Genomic DNA, 17,336 nt, shown 5'->3' with positions numbered 1-17,336 from the left:
CCTACGCTCTAACGAGCTTCGGTGGGCGAAGGTGGAGCCGGAGGGGTTCGAACCCTCGTCCAGATAAGGAACACTAAGCGCCTTCTACATGCTTATTCGCTGATTAGTTTTCGAGTGTAGCAAGGTCAGCAACCAACCTAATCTACACCTTATCCGCAATTGGTCTTACCGCTTCTATCACGATACCTAGAAACAGCCAGGTCTGCGTGTGATGCCTCGATTTCCCACCCGGCAGACCAGGGGGTGAGAGAGACACATTGCTACTAATTCTTAATTAGGCAGCAAGGGCGTATTGTCTTTCGCCAATTATAAATGTGAAAGTTTTATTTAAGGGAAATACTCACAACTCCCTGCATGCTTACACTTGCATTACACCTACTGTCAATTCCAGTCGGCCCCATGTTATATAAGTAAAGGCCGTTTGCCTTTCCATTGAATCTGCGAAAGTACGGTCTTTTCTACAGCTTCTGAAACATCTTGAGCAAAAGAATATGACTATAAAGTTTCAGAAACTAACCCTTTCGCTATTCTTTAAACCCTAGGCCGCCTAAAAGGTTATGTAAGAACAAATTTTAAATTAAGCATTATGAAAACTAACGATAGAACACTTTCGCAGGTATTGGCAGAGCTAAACGAGCAAGGCTTTAAAGAGCAGTTCACGGCCAATGAAAACAATATTGTAGCCACAGCCAGTAAAAAAACATACACCCCTTACCAACTCAAAATTGTGAAAACATACCGCTTTGATGGCATGACCGATCCAGGAGATGAGGAAGAAATTTTTGTAATCGAAGCCAATGATGGCACTAGAGGCACATTAATTATGGCAGGAGGACCTGACCAGTCGCAGAATGTAGATCTGGTCAAGGAAATTCCAGAGGCTGCTCCACTGGACTAAGTTCATCATCAATAGAAATTAAACCAGAGGTTAAAATTCTGGCGGTTATTCCTCCGTGCCCACGCATGGCGTTGTAGCCGCCATTTCCTAGATTTTCTTCCATTCTGGAACAAGGATGACAATCACCAGTATGTTCCAGCACTGCATTTCCAATTCTAAACTTCTTTCCTTTTAAGGCTTGAAGATTTATTCCTTCCACCACAATATTCCTTCTCAATAATAAAGGGTCAATTTCAGCTTGGCCAATCATGGAAGCCGCAGCCTGAATATGCTCAGCCTGAATCAGTGTTACTTGGCGCTTACCTCCCTTCGAAGCGTAATGATCTCCTTCTAAACCTATTTCTTCAATGGCTTTAACTTCTTGCACAGCTTGCGGCAGTTCACCTCTTTTTGGACGAATAGAAATAAAGACCACTTTGCCCGCCTGAGCGAACTGAGTAGTTAAATAAGGAATGGTTTTTTGTTCGAGAGAAAGCTTCATCTATTTCTTCGGAATCAGATTCTGAACTTGTGCTTCATCCGGAACCCTATAAGGCTGAAAAGGAATTTTGAGTAGGTTCACCATATCATCATTTTCTTTGGGGTCCATATGGGTATCAATCCCATAAATCAACTCCTTTGTATCTTCTACTTGAGCAAAAGTACCAAAAATGCGATCCCAAATAGAAAAGATATTTCCGAAGTTGGTATCCGTTAATGGTTGTGTATAGTGATGATGCACCTTGTGCATTAGGGGAGTTACAAATAGCCAAGAAAGTGCCCTGTCTACTGATTTCGGCATGCGAATATTAGCATGAGTTATATGAGCGAAAAGTACAGAAAGACTCTGATACACCATGATAAGCCACATAGGTGCCCCCACAATAATTACAGCAAGAATGGTAAAAGCAATTCTGAAAATGGTTTCACCTGGATGATGTCGCAAACCCGTAGTAACATCTACGGTAGTATCGCTATGATGCACCAAATGAAATTTCCACATCCATTTCACCTTATGTTCGGTATAATGCACCAAATATGCACCTATAAAATCAAGCAATAAAACACCAACAATCAATTGCCCCCAAAGTGGTAATTCTATGACATATAGCAGTCCAAACTGATTATTGGCTACCATATCTGAAGCGGCCAAAAGTACACCTGCTAAGCCAAAGCCAATAATGGCGGTAGTTAAAGTGAAAAATAAATTGAGCCCTGCATGTCTCACTTTTTTATACTGGAAAGCAAAAAGCGGAAGCGTACCTTCAATAATCCAAAAAAGCACCACTCCGCCAATTAAAATCCCCGCCCGAAACTCTGTGGGAATATTATCAAAGAAATTTACCAAACTTTCCATCTTACAATTTATTCTGCTTGCCTAACATATGCAACGTTCGAGCTTAATTTAGAAAGCATAATTCTTTAACTTTCAATACTCAAATCAATACTATGTCCTTTAAAAACTCAGTCCTCGTTCTGCTTATTTTCTTTTCAACCCAAATACTGAAAGCTCAAGAATTTTCAAGGGCAGTACGACCTTATGTGGCTGTACAAGAAAACATTGTAGCCCTTACTCATGCCAAAACCATTGACGGCACTGGTGCAGACATCAAAACGAATCAAACTTTGATTTTCGAAAATGGAGTTATTACCGCCATGGGAAATACGGGCGAAGTAACCATTCCTGCTGGTGCTAAGGTGATTGACTGCACAGGCAAAACGATATTGCCCGGAATGGTGATGCTTCACGAACATATTTTCTACCCCAAACCTTTCGATGGCATTTTTAGCGTTTCTCAAATGACGTTTACTTTTCCGCGTCTGTATTTAGCTGGAGGTGTAACTACCATCCGTACTGCTGGAAGCATTGAACCGCAAACGGATTTGAACATTAGAAAATGGATTGAGGAAGGCAGAATGTTGGGGCCAAAAATGGACTTAACGAGCCCGTTTATTGAAAGAGAAGGCACATCAGTACCTGAGGTAGGTGTTATTAAAAGTTCAGATGAAGCTGCAGAAATGGTGAATTATTGGGCAGATCGAGGTATCAATTCCTTTAAGGTTTATCAGAATATTACGAAAGAAGACCTAAAAAGCGTAGTGAACGCTGCGCACGCCAAAGGCAAAAAAGTAACTGGCCATATCTGTTCTGTCACCTATCGTGAAGCAGCCGAAATTGGCATTGACAATATTGAGCATGGCTTTTTCCAAAGTTCCGATTTTGTGGGAGATAAGGTAGATGATTTCTGTCCTGCTTTTAAACGTGGGCAAGCTTTACGCGCCTTGCCAGTAGACGCGCCAGAAATGAAAGAGCTCATGGAGTTTTTGATCGAGAAAGATGTAGCCGTAACTTCTACCCTTACCGTTTTTGAACCTTATACCAATAGAGAAGTAGTTTTGGGTGGTGGTTTAGAAGCCATGAGTCCAGAGATTCGGGAAAGCTTAGAGATCAGCCATAAACGTCAACAAGGCAGAGATTCAACCTCTATTATTGCATTTCAAAAACAAATGGCTTGGGAGAAAATGTTCTACGAAATGGGCGGAAAACTTTTGGCAGGCACCGACCCCACTGGAGCAGGTCGAACGATTGCAGGCTACGCCAATCAGCGGATGATTGAGCTTTTTATTGAGGCAGGCTTTTCGTTAACCGAAGCTGTAAAAATATCAACTTTAGATGGCGCTAAATTCTTAGAACGTGCTGATAAAGTAGGTTCTTTAGAAGTAGGAAAGCAAGCCGATATCCTAATCATCGATGGAGATTTAGAAGCAGACGTGAGCAATATCCGAAAAATGGAAGTTGTGTTTAAAGATGGCGTAGGGTTTAACTCTCCGGCTATTTTTAAATCAATGAATGGCAAAGTAGGCATGTATTAGATTTCAGTTTTTACAGACTCAATTATGAAGAACATTTTTAAACTAGAAGTTACTCAAGAGGTCATTGACAGAATCAATAAACTCACACCAGAAAGCCAACCGCTTTGGGGAAAAATGAACGTGGGGCAAATGCTAGCCCACTGCAGTGTGACTTATGAAATGATTTATGACGGCATACATCAGCCGCCAAAGGGTATGATGAAATTGATTTTGAAGTTCTTTGTAAAAGGAATGGTGACAGGCGAAAAACCTTACAAGAAGAATTTAAGAACTGCGCCTCAGTTTTTAATGACTACCGAAAAAGACTTCGAAACTGAGAAAAAAAGGTTGATTGACTACCTTATAAAAACACAAGAACTCGGTGAAGCCCATTTCGACAATAAGGAGTCACTTTCCTTTGGGCGACTAAGTATCAGCGAATGGAACAACATGTTTTATAAACACCTTGATCATCATTTAAGTCAATTCAGGGTATAGGAAAATGTTTTTACTGCTTCGCCATTTTCATTAATTTGAGCCAAATTATTCATCATGAAGAAATTCACTTTAGCAGTTATTCTAAGCTTATTCAGTAACCTCCTTCTTGCCCAAAAACACCAAGAAAGGTTTAGTGCAATTGATGTTCAGCATTACAGGTTTGAAATTCAATTGACTGACGAATCTGACAAAATCAATGGAGTTACTTTGGTTACAGTAAAATTCAAAAAAGATGTTCAGCAGTTTGATTTAGACCTAGTTAAAACAAAACCAAGCGGCAAGGGGATGACGATGATTGCCTTAATGGCAGATGATAAAAAAGTACCCTTTGAGCATTCTGGGAATAAATTAAACATCAATTATGTAGGTAAGGCAGGGCAAAGCCAAACTTTTACAATTGCTTATGAAGGAATTCCAGAAACTGGCCTTATCATTTCCAAAAACAAATATGGCGACCGCACTTTCTTCGGAGATAATTATCCCGATCGTGGTCAACATTGGTTACCCATTGTAGACCACCCTTCGGACAAAGCTACCGTGGAATGGGTTGTTACTGCTCCTAGTCATTATCAGGTGGTGGGCAATGGACTTTTAGTGGAGCGCACTAACATTAATGATAAAACCACGCTCACACACTGGAAAACGGAAGTTGAGCTACCTACCAAAGTAATGGTGATAGGTGCGGCCCGTTTTGCCATTCAAAATGTAGCCAATGTTTATGGGGCTACAGTTTCCAGCTGGATTTACCCTCAAGACAGAGAAAAAGGCTTTTACGATTATGCTCCAGCAGCTCCAATTTTAGATTGGTTTATTAATCATGTGGGTGATTACCCCTTTGCTAAATTGGCCAATGTTCAATCCAAAACTCAGTTTGGAGGAATGGAAAACGCAGGAAATATTTTCTATTCTGAAAACTCCGTAACAGGAAAACGTAGCGTGGAAGGATTACTCGCACACGAAATTGCCCACCAATGGTTTGGTAATTCTGCCTCGGAAGGCAACTGGCATCACGCATGGTTGAGCGAAGGTTTTGCTACCTATTTCACCATCCTATATATGGAACAAAAGTATGGCAGAGCAAAAGCCTGGGAAACCGTTTTAGAAAATAGAAATCAAGTAATTGCCTTCAGTAAAAAGAACCGAGTGCCTATTGTAGACACTTCTGTAGAAAACTATATGGAGATTCTGAACGCCAACACTTACCAAAAAGGGGGCTGGGTGCTGCATATGCTTAGAAAGGAAGTGGGAGATGAGATGTTTTGGGAAGCAATTCGCAAGTACTATAACAAATACAAGCTCTCCAATGCCTTATCTGACGACTTGAAAGAAGTGTTTGAGTCCGTTTCAGGCAAAGATTTGGATGTGTTTTTTAAGCAATGGGTGTATCAAGCCGGTCAACCAGAAATAGAAGCCACATGGAGTTACTCTAAAGGCCAATTGAACCTAGAGCTGAACCAAACTCAGAAAGAGAACTTCACTTTCGATTTAGAAATTGAATTGGTGTATGCAGACGGAAAAACAGAACGAAAAACCGTACTCATCAATCAAAAAAATCAAAAATGGACACCAACGCTAGATAGCAAACCTGTTAAGGTAATTCTGGATCCGGATGCGTGGTTACTGTTTGAAACTACACTAATTGAAAAATAGAGTTTACTCGATTGAAAAAGCCCTACTCATTTAAACCTCTATCTTTGCAGCTTATTCAATAAAAAATGGAAACGAAAGACAGCAACGGCAATATTCTAGAAGACGGTGATTCAGTTCACATAACCAAAGATTTGAAAGTTAAAGGAATGAACACTACCCTAAAAAGAGGCAATTTAATAAAAGGCATTCGACTCACAGGTAGTCCAGAAGAAGTAGAGTGCAGAGTAGGAAAAAGCCAAATTGTATTGAAAACTATGTTTCTGAAGAAGGCCTAAACCTTCATTCTAAAATACATCTAGGAGATTGATTTGTTTTCCACCGAACTCAAATGAATCTCCTTTCTTTTTGCCCAGCATGGCCCTGCCTATTGGCGAAGCTGGTGAGATTGCAAAATACACCTCCTCTTCAACTTTAATTTGCCCTAAAGAAACGGAAAGAAAATATTTAGCGCTTGCGGTAATGGCCAAGGCGCCAAGCTCAACTTGCACATTTCTCTTGTCAATATTGATTTGAGATAAGCCCATTTTCATTTTAGAAACCTCAGAAAGCTGGGTTGCTAACTTTTCCTTTTCGAGGTGCATCATAGCACGTCCTGTTTCATACTTATCTCCAGCACTGCTCTTGGTTTCCTCATTGGCCGAAGCCTGTGCATTGCGCATAGCATCTTCAATATGAGCCACTCGTTCATCAACGAGTTTCAGGCATGAATCATAAAGTTTAGCTTTGGTTTTCAACATTTGCGCAAGGTGGCTCAAGAAAAACTTGCTTACAAATTCAGAAAGCTAAATTCTTTCTCAAAAGACCTATTTCCGATATGATTAAAAAACTTCAAAAGTATTGTTAACTTTCTAATCAAACCGAGACTCTCATGCTTTTTGAACTGATTTACCATAGCAAAGCTGTGCTCAATATTGAAGATTACGAGATTGAAAGCATTCTCAAAACTGCTCGTGAGTTCAATTCCAAGCATCACATTACAGGCTGTTTACTCTTTCATAACAATCAATTTTTGCAAATACTTGAAGGTGATTTCGACAAAGTAAACGCACTCTATAAGAGCATTCGATCTGACCAACGACATCATAGCGTGATTACCTTACACATGCAAGAGATCAAAACCCGATCTTACCAAAATTGGAGTATGGCTTACCAAAAATTCTCAAATGACTCAATAAAAAATACGCTAGAAATCAATGAGTTTCACGACATCATTCATAAGAACAACTTTGGAAAAATATCGAAAGAGATATTCAATTTTATGAATAAAGTGATTCCAGTGTCACACTAAAAGCGAGCGGCTAAAAGAAGGCTCAAATCTTTAAATGGAAGATTGAATCTTCTGGCAATTCCTAAATTGGTCGTGCTTCCTTTGTAAGCATAAACACCCTTATTGAACCAACCATATTGATACATCATATCATCTACCCCACCTACATCGGCAATTTTTAATAGTACTGGTGTAAGAATATTACTCAAAGCTGTTGTAGCTGAGCGAGCAGCCCTTGAGGCAATGTTCGGAACGCAATAATGAATCACATCGTACTTTACAAAAGTTGGCTTATCGTGACTCATACATTCTGAGGTTTCAATACAACCACCTTGGTCAATCGACACATCAATTATAACGGCTCCTGGTTTCATCTGAGCCACCATTTCTTCCGTTACAACACAGCGCGCCCTTCCCTTTTCTGCTCTCAAAGCACCAATTACCACATCTGCCGATTTTAGTGATTGCGCTAAATTAGCCGAATCGATAGTTGAGGTAAACACTTGGTTTCCTAGTTTGTGTTTAATTCTTCGGAGCTTATAGATTTCATTATCAAAAATTCGAACTTCGGCACCTAAACCCAAAGCAGCCCTGGCCGAATATTCTGCTACAGTACCTGCTCCCAAAATAATTACCCTGCTCGGTGGAACTCCCGTAATTCCTCCTAAAACCACTCCTTTACCTCCGCTTACTGTGCTCATTAATTCCGAAGCTATGGGAATGGCCATACTGCCTGCCAGTTCACTCATTGCGTTTACAATTGGCAGACCCCCAACTTTATCTTCCAGCATTTCATAGCCAATGGCCGTAATTTTTTTTCGGTTTAGTGCTTCAAAGTATTCAGAAGAAGAGTTTCCAAGTTGTAAAGCAGAGAAAACGGTTGAACCGGGTTTCATTAAGGCAATTTCCTTCAAAGTAGGTGGCTCTACTTTCACAATAATATTGGCTTCAAAAGCTTCCTTATTAGAGTATATTATTTTTGCTCCTTGCTCACTAAAATCGTTGTCTAGAAAAAAAGTCTTTTTCCCGGCATCTTGCTCTACCAAAACTTCTTGCCCATTATTCACTAAAATACCCGTAGCTGCGGGGGTAAGCCCAATTCGGCTTTCTTGATATGAAATTTCTCTAGGAATAGAAATATTGAGCGACTTACTGCCCGACTTAACCTTCATTAACTTTTCTTGGGGGTAAAGACTACTCTCTTTGGCCAATTCAGCAAACCCCGATTTCTTACCCTCAGTCATGTTTAGTCAGTTTAATTACTCTCGTATCATCTTCCAACACCTCGATAAACATCTTCAAATATTTATCAGGAATTAATTCACTCACTTTTTCTGGCCATTCAATAAGACATAAATTGCCTGAGTCAAAGTATTCTTCAACTCCAATATTGGCCAGCTCATCAATATCTTCAATCCTATAAAAATCGAAGTGGTATATAACATTTCCGCTTTTGGTAAGGTATTCGTTTACCAGAGAAAATGTTGGGCTCTGAACCAAATCTACAACACCCAACTGCCTACAAAGTTCTTTTGAAAGGGTTGTTTTTCCTGCCCCCATCTGGCCCATAAGTAGCCAAATATCGTTTTCCTTACCGAACGAAATTATTTCTTGGGCAACCTTTTCTAAATCGTTCAGCCCTTTGGATTTCAAAAGCAATTCAGTACTCATTATGCCCTCTTCGAATTTAGCGAAATAAAAGGAATTATCATTTCGTCCATAGAAATGCCACCATGCTGAAACGTATCCTTATAGTATTTCACATAGTGGTTGTAGTTGTTTGGGTACGCAAAGAATAAATCCTCAGTAGCAAAGGCATAAGAAGTAGAAACGTTTGGGCGCGGTAGATGCAATCTTTCAGGTTCTCTAACGGAGTAAACGGCCTGACTGTCCTTATAGCCCAAATTCTTACCATGCTTGTACCTCAAGTTGGTGTTTACGGTTTTATCACCCGCAATTTTAAATGCCTTCTTAACTCTATATGTGCCGTGGTCGGTGGTGATCATTACTTTAAGCCCTTTGTCGCTTATCATCTTTAGTAGATCAAACAAAGGTGAATGCAAAAACCAGGACTTAGTTAATGAACGATAAGCCGATTCGTCTGCTGCCAATTCTCGAATCATGCGCATGTCTGTTCTAGCATGAGAAAGCATATCTACAAAATTGTAAACCACCACATTCAAGTCATTTTGCAACAGGTTATTGAACTGGTCGTTTAACTGCTTGCCTTGCGAAGAGTGAATGATCTTATTGTAACTCGTTTTAATGTTGAGTCTTAATCTTTTGATCTGTCGCTTCAAAAACTCTTCTTCATTATTGTTTTTCCCTTCATCATCCTCATCATTATCGCTCACCCATAAATCGCTTTCTTTCTTTGACATTTCTAAAGGCATTTGCCCTGAAAAAATAGAATTTCTAGCGTAAGCGGTAGTAGTTGGCAAAATAGAATAGTAGGCCAATTCTTCAAGTATATTAAAATAATCTGTCAGCTCACTCTCAATAGTTTTCCACTGGTCGTAGCGTAAATTATCAATGACAATTAGAAACAGCGGTTTATCTTTTACCTCAGGAAACACCTTTGTTTTCAACAAGTTATTAGAAAGCAACGGACGATCGATGTTCGGATCATTCAGCCAATCTTCATAATTATCGATTACAAACTGAGCAAAGTTACTATTGGCTTCAATTTTCTGCATATCCAGAATTTCAGCCATACTCTTGTTCTCTGTTTTATCAATCTCTAATTCCCAATACACCAATTTCTTATGAATTTCTATCCATTCATTATGATCCATGTATTCATTATAGGCCATACTAATGTTCCTAAACTCTTGCTGATATTCAATATTGGTACGCTCCGTCACCAATCTTTTATTATCAAGAATTTTCTTTACCGAAAGTAAAATCTGGCTTGGATTCAGCGGTTTGATCAAATAATCGGCAATATGAGAGCCAATAGCCTCTTCCATAATACTTTCTTCTTCACTTTTGGTAATCATTACCACAGGCAAAGAAGGCCGCTTACTTTTGATGTATTTGAGGGTTTCAAGCCCAGACATTCCAGGCATGTTTTCATCTAAAAACACAACATCAAACTGTTGATTTTCAACCGACTCAATGGCATCCGCACCACTCGCTACAGGAGTGATGTCATAACCCTTATCGGTAAGAAACAAGATGTGTGGTTTAAGCAGATCTATCTCATCGTCCGCCCATAAAATATTATATCTTTGCATAGCTTCGCTTTAGCAACAAGCCCGAATTTAAAGGAATTAACGCACAAACTTTGAACAAAAAAAAGATAATCAATGATCCGGTTTACGGATTTATCACAATCAGAAGCGAACTGATTTTCGACATCATCGATCACCCTTATTTTCAGCGCCTCAGAAGGATCAAACAATTGGGCCTTACTGAACTGATTTATCCTGGTGCTCACCACACACGTTTCCACCATGCTTTGGGCGCTAAACACCTGATGGGAGCCACTTTAGAAAACCTAAGAAACAAAGGTGTAGAGATTTCTGACCCAGAATTTGAAGGAGCACTCATTGCCATTTTGCTTCACGATATTGGTCATGGCCCTTTTTCTCATGCCTTAGAATTTAGTTTGCTTGAAGATGTTCCGCATGAACAGATTTCTCGAATGATAATTTCTAAGTTGAATGCAGAATTCAATGGACGATTAGATTTAGCGCTTGAAATTTTCAATGGAACTTACAAAAAGAAATTTCTCTCTGAATTGGTTTCAAGCCAATTAGACATAGACAGACTGGACTACCTTAAAAGGGATAGTTTCTTTACCGGTGTTTCAGAAGGAACAATTGGAGCAGATAGAATCATCAAAATGCTGGATGTGCATAAAGGCCGTTTGGTTGTAGAAGAAAAAGGTATTTATAGTATTGAGAATTTTTTAAGTGCCCGTAGGTTAATGTACTGGCAAGTGTACTTACATAAGGCCAGTGTAAGTGCCGAAAAAATGTTGATTTCTATCATTAAACGCGCGAGGAAATTAGCAAAAAAGGAAAACGAATTATTCCATACACCAGCTCTGGGCGTCTTTTTGAAAGAACAAGTGGGGATTGAACGCTTTGCCACTGAAGCTCCAGTTCTAGAAGCCTTCCTTCAATTAGATGATTATGATATTTGGGGAGCAATAAAAGTTTGGGTTCATCATGAAGACCCAATTCTATCCAAATTATGCAGAATGCTCTTAGACAGAAACCTCTTCCGAATAGTGCTTTCGAATGAACCACCAAGCAGAGAAGAAATTAAAGCCGATGAAGCTAAAATTGCAGAAGCCTATCAAATTGAAGCAAAGGAAGTAAAGTACTTCTTCTCTCATGGTAAGCTAACCAATAACGCTTATATGACTTCAGATCAAGAAATCCTCATTCTTTCTAAATCAGGTCAAGTGAGAGGAGTAACCGAAGCAGCAGATTTACCGAACATCAAAGCGATGAGCAAAATCGTGCGCAAATACTATCGATGCTGGCCAAAAGACATATCTTTGTGACACTCAAAATTTTATGAATGGAAATATCAGTACAGCAAGTCGCGCAACTTCTTGAGGGAAAGGTAGATGGAGATGGAAGCTTAATGCTAAGTCGCCTAGAAAAAATTGAAGAAGCCACCGCTGGAAGTATTGCCTTTTTGGCCAACCCAAAATACACGGAGTATATCTACACCACCAAGGCATCTGCTATAATCGTAAAACAAGATTTAGAGCTTAAACAAGCAATAAGCCCAGCCCTTATTCGAGTTGCCGATCCTTACTCAAGCTTTTCTAAACTTTTAGAAGAGTACCAAAAGCTAACTCAAATTGAAAAATCAGGAATTGAGCAACCTTCATTCCAAAGCATCACCAGCCAAATTGAGGATGGCGTTTACCTTGGTGCTTTTTCTTATTTGGGTGAAAATGTAAAAATAGGCAAGGGTACTAAAATATATCCCAATTGCGTAATTGGCGACAATGTAACCATTGGAGAAAACACCATTTTATTTGCCGGAGTAAAGGTGTATGCCGATTGTAAAATTGGTAACCACTGTAAAATTCATTCAGGAGCAGTAATCGGTAGTGAGGGCTTTGGTTATGCACCACAACCAGATGGTACATTCAAAGCCATACCCCAAACGGGCAATGTCATTATTCACGACCATGTAGATATTGGTGCAAATACCGTGGTGGATTGTGCTACAATGGGCTCTACTATCATTAAAGATGGTGCCAAAATAGACAACTTAGTACAAATTGCGCATAACGTTGAAATAGGCAAAAATACGGCTATAGCATCACAGGCTGGAATTTCAGGCAGTGCTAAAATTGGCGAAAATGTAATGATTGGTGGGCAAGCGGGGATTACTGGCCATTTAACAATTGCCGACAAGGTAGTCATTGGACCGCAGTCTGGCGTACCAAAAACCATTGAAAACCAAGGCATTTATACTGGAACCCCAATTATGGATCATAGAGAGTTTCTAAAGTCCAGCATAGCTTTAAGAAAACTTCCAGAGTTATTAAGAAGAGTCAGCCAACTCGAAAAAAAGGGTTAAATTTGTCGAATTTTTGAGGAGAAAATGAAGAACAAACAACATACGATCAAAAGACCGGTAACGGTATCAGGCGTAGGTTTACATACTGGGGTGATATCAAACATGACATTCAACCCCGCCCCTGCAAATCACGGGATTAAGTTTCAGAGAATAGATCTTGAAACTCGCCCAATTGTTGATGCCAATGTAGATTATGTGGTGGATCTTTCTAGAGGAACCACAATTGAACATAATGGTGCAAGAATAAACACTGTTGAACATACCTTGGCCGCATTGGTTGGCTTAGAGATCGACAATGTACTTATTCAGTTAGATGGCCCTGAGCCTCCAATCTTGGATGGAAGTTCTCGAATGTTTATTGATGCCCTTGAAACTGTAGGTTTTGAAGAGCAAAATGCACTCAGAAACTTTTATGAAATTACAGAAAGTATTCGCTATAAAGATCCTGCTAGAGACGTAGAAATTGCCGCTCTCCCCTTAGACGATTTCCGTGTAACGGTAATGGTCGATTATAACTCTCCAGTATTAGGAAGTCAGCATGCCTCTCTCAACCATATTAGCGATTTCAAAAAGGAAATCTCCTCAAGTAGAACATTCTGCTTTCTACATGAGTTGGAAATGCTTCACAAAAATAACCTTATAAAAGGTGGTGACTTAAATAATGCCATCGTGGTTGTAGATCGCGTGGTTAAAGAAAACGAGCTCGATTATTTGGCTGGACTATTTAACAAGCCAAAAGTTGAGGTTAGGCATGAAGGTATTCTTAACAATGTAGAATTAAGACACAAAAACGAACCTGCCAGACATAAGTTATTAGATGTTGTAGGTGACCTAGCGCTAATTGGAAGGCCACTAAAAGCACAAATTTTAGCTGCCAGACCAGGCCATGCCGCCAATGTAGCTTTCGCAAAAAAAGTGAAAAAAGAGATGCAATTGGCCAAGAATTCAGCCCCTCAATATGACCCGAAAATAGATCCGGTAATGGATATTAACCAGATCATGCAGATTCTTCCACACCGTTACCCTTTCCTTTTGATTGACAAAATCATTCATTTGGATGAAACTATGGTGGCTGGAATCAAAAATGTAACCATGAATGAGCACTTCTTCTTGGGGCACTTCCCAGGAAACCCTGTAATGCCAGGTGTATTACAAATAGAAGCTATGGCTCAAATCGGTGGGATTTTGGTGCTTAACACTGTACCCGATCCAGAAAACTACACTCCTTACTTCCTTGGAATTGACAAATGTAAATTCAGAAAAATGGTGGTTCCAGGAGATACTCTTAAATTTAAATGTGAGCTTACAGCCCCAATAAAAAGAGGAATTGCTCAAATGAATGGCACTGCTTACGTAGGTAATACCTTAGTTTGCGAAGCCGCTATGACCGCTAGAATCGTTAAAAATCAATGAACCAGCCTTTATCATATATTCACCCAGAAGCAAAAATTGCCAGAAATGTGGTAGTTGAGCCTTTTGTGACCATAAGTAAAAACGTAACTATTGATGAAGGTAGTTGGATTGGCCCAAACGTTACCATCATGGAGGGTGCGCGAATTGGTAAAAATGTTAAGATTTTTCCAGGTGCTGTAGTTTCAGCTGTTCCTCAAGACTTAAAGTTTGGAGGAGAAGACACCACCCTTGAAATTGGCGACAACACCGTAATTAGAGAGTGTGTTACCTTAAACAGAGGTACCCACGCGACCAATAAAACATCTATTGGAAAAGATTGCTTAGTGATGGCTTATACGCACGTAGCCCACGATTGCCATATTGGTGACAACTGTATTTTAGTTAATGCTGTTCAGTTGGCGGGGCATGTAACCATTGAAGATTGGGCCATTATTGGAGGTGCTGCTGCCGTACACCAGTTTGTGAAAATTGGAGCACACACCATGGTTTCCGGTGGATCTTTAGTCAGAAAAGATGTTCCTCCTTACACTAAAGCTGGACGTGAACCTCTTAGTTATGCGGGCATCAATTCTGTAGGCTTAAGAAGAAGAGGTTTTGCGAATGAGAAAATAGCTGAAATTCAAGAAGTATATCGTTACATCTTTCTTAAAGGATTGAACAACTCTAAGGCGCTTGATCTTTTGGAGGTTGAAATGCCACCTTCTAAAGAAAGAGATGAAATCATCAATTTCTTTAGAAATTCTGATAGAGGAGTAATGAAAGGCTATACAGCCAGATAGAATGAAGATTGAGGTTGAAAACCTAGGAAAAAAATATGCGAAGGAATGGATATTCAGGAAACTAGATATGCATTTCGATTCTCAGTTTTCCTATGCCATTACTGGCCCAAATGGTAGTGGAAAATCAACCTTACTTCAGATACTTACCGGTGTATTTTTACCAACAGAAGGAAAAATCTCATACTCCAACAACGACAAAAATATTCCTGAAGAGGACTTCTATAAACATCTAGATATTGTCACCCCTTATTTGGAGTTGATCGAAGAGTTTACCCTTGACGAATTCTTAAGATTCCATTTTAAGTTTAAGCAATTGGCGGAAGGAGTAACTATTGATAGTTTTCTTGAACATGTTTATTTAGAGAAAGATAGAGATAAGCATCTTCAGAATTTTTCATCTGGAATGAAACAAAGGCTAAAGCTCGGCTTGGCTTTCTATTCGCAAAGCCCCATTTGTTTTTTAGATGAACCTACTTCTAATTTAGATGAGCAAGGTACTGCTTGGTATTTGACCCATGTAAAAAAAGCATTGGAGAAAAAACTGGTCATCATAAGTTCAAATCAGAAATATGAATATGATTTCTGTGATCAGGCCGTTAACATTCCTGATTTCAAATAAACTTGAGAAAAGTGTAAACTTCCTCTTTTTATAATTATTTTAGAACTCACAAATACTAAATCATGCTTAGAATCAAACATTTCTCTTTTGTATTTATCGCATTTTTTGCCCTTACATTATCTTCATGCGGTGGAGGAGGTGGCGGTGGAGACGACACTCCCACACTTACTGCCGAAGAGCAAAGACTTTTAGACTTGGTAGGAACCACTGGCGTTACTTACGAAGCTACTTCTATCACCTTTAATGGTGCTGCCGCTACTGGTTTTGACAATTTCACCCTTACCTTAAGAGGAACGGCTTCGAGCAAAACTTATTCAACTACAGATGGAGATCCCGTTTTTAAAGCTACTGGATCTTGGGCGTTCAATGGTACTAACATCAATCAAATATTTATTGATGGCAACTCTAGTAATACTTTCGTGGTGTCGGCTTTTAATGCGAGTGCAGGCACTTTTACTTTAACTGTAAATTTTGTAGCTAGTGGAGGAGTAGCCGCAGGAACGAATAGCACTAACGGTACCTACGTGTTCAACCTAGTGAAACAATAAGAAATCAATCAACCCTAACTATGAAAAGAGCCGTTTTAGAAATTCTAAAACGGCTCTTTAATTTTAATTCGATCTGGTATTATTTTACCCTAAAGCCACAACGCCCGGAAGCTCTTTCCCTTCCATATATTCAAGCAAAGCACCACCACCAGTAGACACATAGGAGACATCGTTTCCATAGCCTAGGAGGTTTACTGCAGCTGCAGAGTCTCCACCACCGATCAATGAAAATGCTCCATTCTTTGTAGCTTCAACTATTGCCTCGGCAACTGCTTTGGTACCATTGGCAAAATTCTCCATTTCAAAAACACCCATTGGGCCATTCCAAAGTATGGTTTTTGAATCTCTCACGGTACGAGAGAAAACTTCAGCTGCTTGCGGCCCAATATCCAATCCCATCCAACCAGAAGGAATGGCATTGTTCATAGCAATATCAGTATTAGCGTCATTATTGAAAGCATCGGCAATTACCGAATCGATAGGAAGCATAAGGTCAACCCCTAGTGATTTGGCCTTTTGAATCAGCTCTAAAGCCAGTGGCAATTTATCTTCTTCTACCAAAGAATTACCGATATTTCCGCCCATGGCTTTAAAAAAAGTATAGGACATTCCACCACCGATAATAAGATGATCCACTTTCTCCAACAACCTTTCAATAATCATGATTTTATCGGAAATCTTAGCTCCACCCATAATGGCAGTGTATGGCTTTTCTGATTTATCTAATACTTTTTGTGCGTTTTCAAGCTCAGCCTGCATTACATACCCACAGCCTTTTTCATTAAAAAACTGAGCAATAATAGAAGTTGAAGCATGAGCTCTGTGGGCTGTTCCGAACGCATCGTTAATATATACATCACCATGCCCTGCCAATGATTTAGCAAAGTCTAAATCGCCTTTGGTTTCTTCAGTGTAAAACCTCAAGTTCTCTAGCAAAAGAATTTCTCCACTCTTTAGATTGGCGGATAGCGATTTAGCTTGATCGCCAACACAATCATCTCCGAACAATACTTTTCTTCCAAACACTTCACTCAAATGAGCAACCAAATGTTGTAGTGAAAATCTATCTTCTGGCCCCGTTTTAGGCCTACCCAAATGCGACATTAAAACTACTGCGCCTCCATTGTCCAATACATATTGAATGGTTGGAATGGCAGCTCTAATACGTGTATCGTCAGTTATTTCGAATTTATCGTTGAGTGGAACGTTAAAGTCAACTCGGATTAATGCTCGCTTTCCTTTAAAGTCAAAGTCGGTAATGTTCTTCATATTTTCTGTG

Annotated in this window: 19 protein-coding genes and 1 other RNA gene; 12 read left to right on the top strand and 8 right to left on the bottom strand. The window is 39.6% G+C overall.

Features of this window, described 5'->3' with window-relative positions; all coding sequences use genetic code 11:
• Positions 1 to 29 precede the first annotated feature (29 nt).
• Positions 30 to 399: a transfer-messenger RNA gene (gene ssrA / locus AAC026_RS12475) on the bottom strand.
• 187 nt (positions 400 to 586) lie between these two features.
• On the opposite strand from ssrA, the gene AAC026_RS12470 reads away from it, so the two are divergent.
• Complete coding sequence (locus AAC026_RS12470; protein ID WP_339698544.1) at positions 587 to 898, top strand: hypothetical protein; 312 nt, start codon at positions 587 to 589, stop codon at positions 896 to 898.
• Here the strand turns inward: AAC026_RS12470 and AAC026_RS12465 are convergent.
• Positions 864 to 1,379 carry an MOSC domain-containing protein gene (locus AAC026_RS12465; RefSeq protein ID WP_339698541.1) on the bottom strand — a complete coding sequence of 172 codons (516 nt, stop codon included), beginning with the start codon at positions 1,377 to 1,379 and terminating at the stop codon, positions 864 to 866. The genes AAC026_RS12470 and AAC026_RS12465 overlap by 35 nt on opposite strands.
• The gene (locus AAC026_RS12460) at positions 1,380 to 2,234 is read right to left on the bottom strand and encodes a sterol desaturase family protein (RefSeq protein ID WP_339698538.1); all 855 of its coding nucleotides are present in this window, start codon (positions 2,232 to 2,234) and stop codon (positions 1,380 to 1,382) included. It abuts the gene before it with no gap.
• 92 nt (positions 2,235 to 2,326) lie between these two features.
• On the opposite strand from AAC026_RS12460, the gene AAC026_RS12455 reads away from it, so the two are divergent.
• The 4 genes from AAC026_RS12455 (at position 2,327) to AAC026_RS12440 (ending at position 6,153) form a co-directional block, all read left to right on the top strand.
• Positions 2,327 to 3,751: an amidohydrolase family protein gene (locus tag AAC026_RS12455; RefSeq protein ID WP_339698535.1), complete on the top strand. Its 1,425-nt coding sequence runs from the start codon at positions 2,327 to 2,329 to the stop codon at positions 3,749 to 3,751.
• Between the two features lie 24 nt (positions 3,752 to 3,775).
• A complete protein-coding gene (locus AAC026_RS12450) occupies positions 3,776 to 4,228 on the top strand; it encodes a DUF1569 domain-containing protein (protein ID WP_339698532.1) in 453 nt (150 codons plus the stop codon).
• A 54-nt stretch (positions 4,229 to 4,282) separates the two neighbouring features.
• Complete coding sequence (locus AAC026_RS12445; protein ID WP_339698529.1) at positions 4,283 to 5,878, top strand: M1 family metallopeptidase; 1,596 nt, start codon at positions 4,283 to 4,285, stop codon at positions 5,876 to 5,878.
• 65 nt (positions 5,879 to 5,943) lie between these two features.
• Positions 5,944 to 6,153 carry an alkylphosphonate utilization protein gene (locus AAC026_RS12440; protein ID WP_339698526.1) on the top strand — a complete coding sequence of 70 codons (210 nt, stop codon included), beginning with the start codon at positions 5,944 to 5,946 and terminating at the stop codon, positions 6,151 to 6,153.
• 9 nt (positions 6,154 to 6,162) lie between these two features.
• On the opposite strand, the gene AAC026_RS12435 is transcribed toward AAC026_RS12440, so the two are convergent.
• Positions 6,163 to 6,615: a GreA/GreB family elongation factor gene (locus AAC026_RS12435; RefSeq protein WP_339698524.1), complete on the bottom strand. Its 453-nt coding sequence runs from the start codon at positions 6,613 to 6,615 to the stop codon at positions 6,163 to 6,165.
• Positions 6,616 to 6,746: 131 nt separating this feature from the next.
• Between AAC026_RS12435 and AAC026_RS12430 the strand changes: the two genes are divergently transcribed.
• On the top strand, positions 6,747 to 7,166 hold the full coding sequence (locus tag AAC026_RS12430; RefSeq protein WP_339698521.1) for a BLUF domain-containing protein: 420 nt from the start codon (positions 6,747 to 6,749) through the stop codon (positions 7,164 to 7,166).
• On the opposite strand, the gene AAC026_RS12425 is transcribed toward AAC026_RS12430, so the two are convergent.
• Genes AAC026_RS12425 through AAC026_RS12415 form a run of 3 tightly spaced genes read right to left on the bottom strand, consistent with a single transcriptional unit; the run spans position 7,163 to position 10,381 of the window.
• Positions 7,163 to 8,389, bottom strand: a complete 1,227-nt coding sequence (locus tag AAC026_RS12425) for an alanine dehydrogenase (protein WP_339608247.1) — start codon at positions 8,387 to 8,389, stop codon at positions 7,163 to 7,165. The two genes, AAC026_RS12430 and AAC026_RS12425, sit on opposite strands and share 4 nt — an antisense overlap.
• Positions 8,382 to 8,816, bottom strand: a complete 435-nt coding sequence (gene tsaE, locus AAC026_RS12420; protein WP_339698518.1) for a tRNA (adenosine(37)-N6)-threonylcarbamoyltransferase complex ATPase subunit type 1 TsaE — start codon at positions 8,814 to 8,816, stop codon at positions 8,382 to 8,384. Before tsaE ends, AAC026_RS12425 begins: the two co-directional genes overlap by 8 nt.
• Positions 8,816 to 10,381: a PglZ domain-containing protein gene (locus AAC026_RS12415; protein ID WP_339607217.1), complete on the bottom strand. Its 1,566-nt coding sequence runs from the start codon at positions 10,379 to 10,381 to the stop codon at positions 8,816 to 8,818. The genes tsaE and AAC026_RS12415 overlap by 1 nt, the downstream gene beginning before the upstream one ends.
• Before the next feature lie 50 nt (positions 10,382 to 10,431).
• On the opposite strand from AAC026_RS12415, the gene AAC026_RS12410 reads away from it, so the two are divergent.
• The 6 genes from AAC026_RS12410 (at position 10,432) to AAC026_RS12385 (ending at position 16,057) form a co-directional block, all read left to right on the top strand.
• On the top strand, positions 10,432 to 11,661 hold the full coding sequence (locus AAC026_RS12410) for an HD domain-containing protein (RefSeq protein ID WP_339607218.1): 1,230 nt from the start codon (positions 10,432 to 10,434) through the stop codon (positions 11,659 to 11,661).
• Between the two features lie 17 nt (positions 11,662 to 11,678).
• A complete protein-coding gene (gene lpxD, locus AAC026_RS12405) occupies positions 11,679 to 12,698 on the top strand; it encodes a UDP-3-O-(3-hydroxymyristoyl)glucosamine N-acyltransferase (RefSeq protein ID WP_339698515.1) in 1,020 nt (339 codons plus the stop codon).
• A gap of 24 nt (positions 12,699 to 12,722) precedes the next feature.
• Positions 12,723 to 14,111, top strand: a complete 1,389-nt coding sequence (locus AAC026_RS12400) for a bifunctional UDP-3-O-[3-hydroxymyristoyl] N-acetylglucosamine deacetylase/3-hydroxyacyl-ACP dehydratase (protein ID WP_339698512.1) — start codon at positions 12,723 to 12,725, stop codon at positions 14,109 to 14,111.
• Positions 14,108 to 14,890 carry an acyl-ACP--UDP-N-acetylglucosamine O-acyltransferase gene (gene lpxA / locus AAC026_RS12395; protein WP_339607221.1) on the top strand — a complete coding sequence of 261 codons (783 nt, stop codon included), beginning with the start codon at positions 14,108 to 14,110 and terminating at the stop codon, positions 14,888 to 14,890. Before AAC026_RS12400 ends, lpxA begins: the two co-directional genes overlap by 4 nt.
• Before the next feature lies 1 nt (position 14,891).
• Positions 14,892 to 15,509, top strand: coding sequence for an ATP-binding cassette domain-containing protein (locus AAC026_RS12390; protein ID WP_339698509.1), 618 nt, complete (start codon positions 14,892 to 14,894; stop codon positions 15,507 to 15,509).
• A gap of 62 nt (positions 15,510 to 15,571) precedes the next feature.
• The gene (locus AAC026_RS12385) at positions 15,572 to 16,057 is read left to right on the top strand and encodes a hypothetical protein (RefSeq protein ID WP_339698506.1); all 486 of its coding nucleotides are present in this window, start codon (positions 15,572 to 15,574) and stop codon (positions 16,055 to 16,057) included.
• Between the two features lie 84 nt (positions 16,058 to 16,141).
• Here AAC026_RS12385 and AAC026_RS12380 read toward each other — a convergent pair whose 3' ends face one another.
• A complete protein-coding gene (locus AAC026_RS12380; protein WP_339607224.1) occupies positions 16,142 to 17,326 on the bottom strand; it encodes a phosphoglycerate kinase in 1,185 nt (394 codons plus the stop codon).
• Positions 17,327 to 17,336 lie beyond the last annotated feature (10 nt).

The sequence above is a fragment of the uncultured Roseivirga sp. genome (assembly GCF_963973945.1).
GTDB lineage: Bacteria > Bacteroidota > Bacteroidia > Cytophagales > Cyclobacteriaceae > Roseivirga.
This window is presented reverse-complemented; position numbering and strand designations above follow the sequence as displayed.

What these genes read in the sequence shown, in the direction of transcription:
- AAC026_RS12470 (WP_339698544.1), top strand. Translation starts at nt 587, where the DNA reads ATGAAAACTAACGATAGAACACTTTCGCAGGTATTGGCAGAGCTAAAC.
- AAC026_RS12465 (WP_339698541.1), bottom strand. Translation starts at nt 1,379, where the DNA reads ATGAAGCTTTCTCTCGAACAAAAAACCATTCCTTATTTAACTACTCAG.
- AAC026_RS12460 (WP_339698538.1), bottom strand. Translation starts at nt 2,234, where the DNA reads ATGGAAAGTTTGGTAAATTTCTTTGATAATATTCCCACAGAGTTTCGG.
- AAC026_RS12455 (WP_339698535.1), top strand. Translation starts at nt 2,327, where the DNA reads ATGTCCTTTAAAAACTCAGTCCTCGTTCTGCTTATTTTCTTTTCAACC.
- AAC026_RS12450 (WP_339698532.1), top strand. Translation starts at nt 3,776, where the DNA reads ATGAAGAACATTTTTAAACTAGAAGTTACTCAAGAGGTCATTGACAGA.
- AAC026_RS12445 (WP_339698529.1), top strand. Translation starts at nt 4,283, where the DNA reads ATGAAGAAATTCACTTTAGCAGTTATTCTAAGCTTATTCAGTAACCTC.
- AAC026_RS12440 (WP_339698526.1), top strand. Translation starts at nt 5,944, where the DNA reads ATGGAAACGAAAGACAGCAACGGCAATATTCTAGAAGACGGTGATTCA.
- AAC026_RS12435 (WP_339698524.1), bottom strand. Translation starts at nt 6,615, where the DNA reads ATGTTGAAAACCAAAGCTAAACTTTATGATTCATGCCTGAAACTCGTT.
- AAC026_RS12430 (WP_339698521.1), top strand. Translation starts at nt 6,747, where the DNA reads ATGCTTTTTGAACTGATTTACCATAGCAAAGCTGTGCTCAATATTGAA.
- AAC026_RS12425 (WP_339608247.1), bottom strand. Translation starts at nt 8,389, where the DNA reads ATGACTGAGGGTAAGAAATCGGGGTTTGCTGAATTGGCCAAAGAGAGT.
- tsaE (WP_339698518.1), bottom strand. Translation starts at nt 8,816, where the DNA reads ATGAGTACTGAATTGCTTTTGAAATCCAAAGGGCTGAACGATTTAGAA.
- AAC026_RS12415 (WP_339607217.1), bottom strand. Translation starts at nt 10,381, where the DNA reads ATGCAAAGATATAATATTTTATGGGCGGACGATGAGATAGATCTGCTT.
- lpxD (WP_339698515.1), top strand. Translation starts at nt 11,679, where the DNA reads ATGGAAATATCAGTACAGCAAGTCGCGCAACTTCTTGAGGGAAAGGTA.
- AAC026_RS12400 (WP_339698512.1), top strand. Translation starts at nt 12,723, where the DNA reads ATGAAGAACAAACAACATACGATCAAAAGACCGGTAACGGTATCAGGC.
- lpxA (WP_339607221.1), top strand. Translation starts at nt 14,108, where the DNA reads ATGAACCAGCCTTTATCATATATTCACCCAGAAGCAAAAATTGCCAGA.
- AAC026_RS12390 (WP_339698509.1), top strand. Translation starts at nt 14,892, where the DNA reads ATGAAGATTGAGGTTGAAAACCTAGGAAAAAAATATGCGAAGGAATGG.
- AAC026_RS12385 (WP_339698506.1), top strand. Translation starts at nt 15,572, where the DNA reads ATGCTTAGAATCAAACATTTCTCTTTTGTATTTATCGCATTTTTTGCC.
- AAC026_RS12380 (WP_339607224.1), bottom strand. Translation starts at nt 17,326, where the DNA reads ATGAAGAACATTACCGACTTTGACTTTAAAGGAAAGCGAGCATTAATC.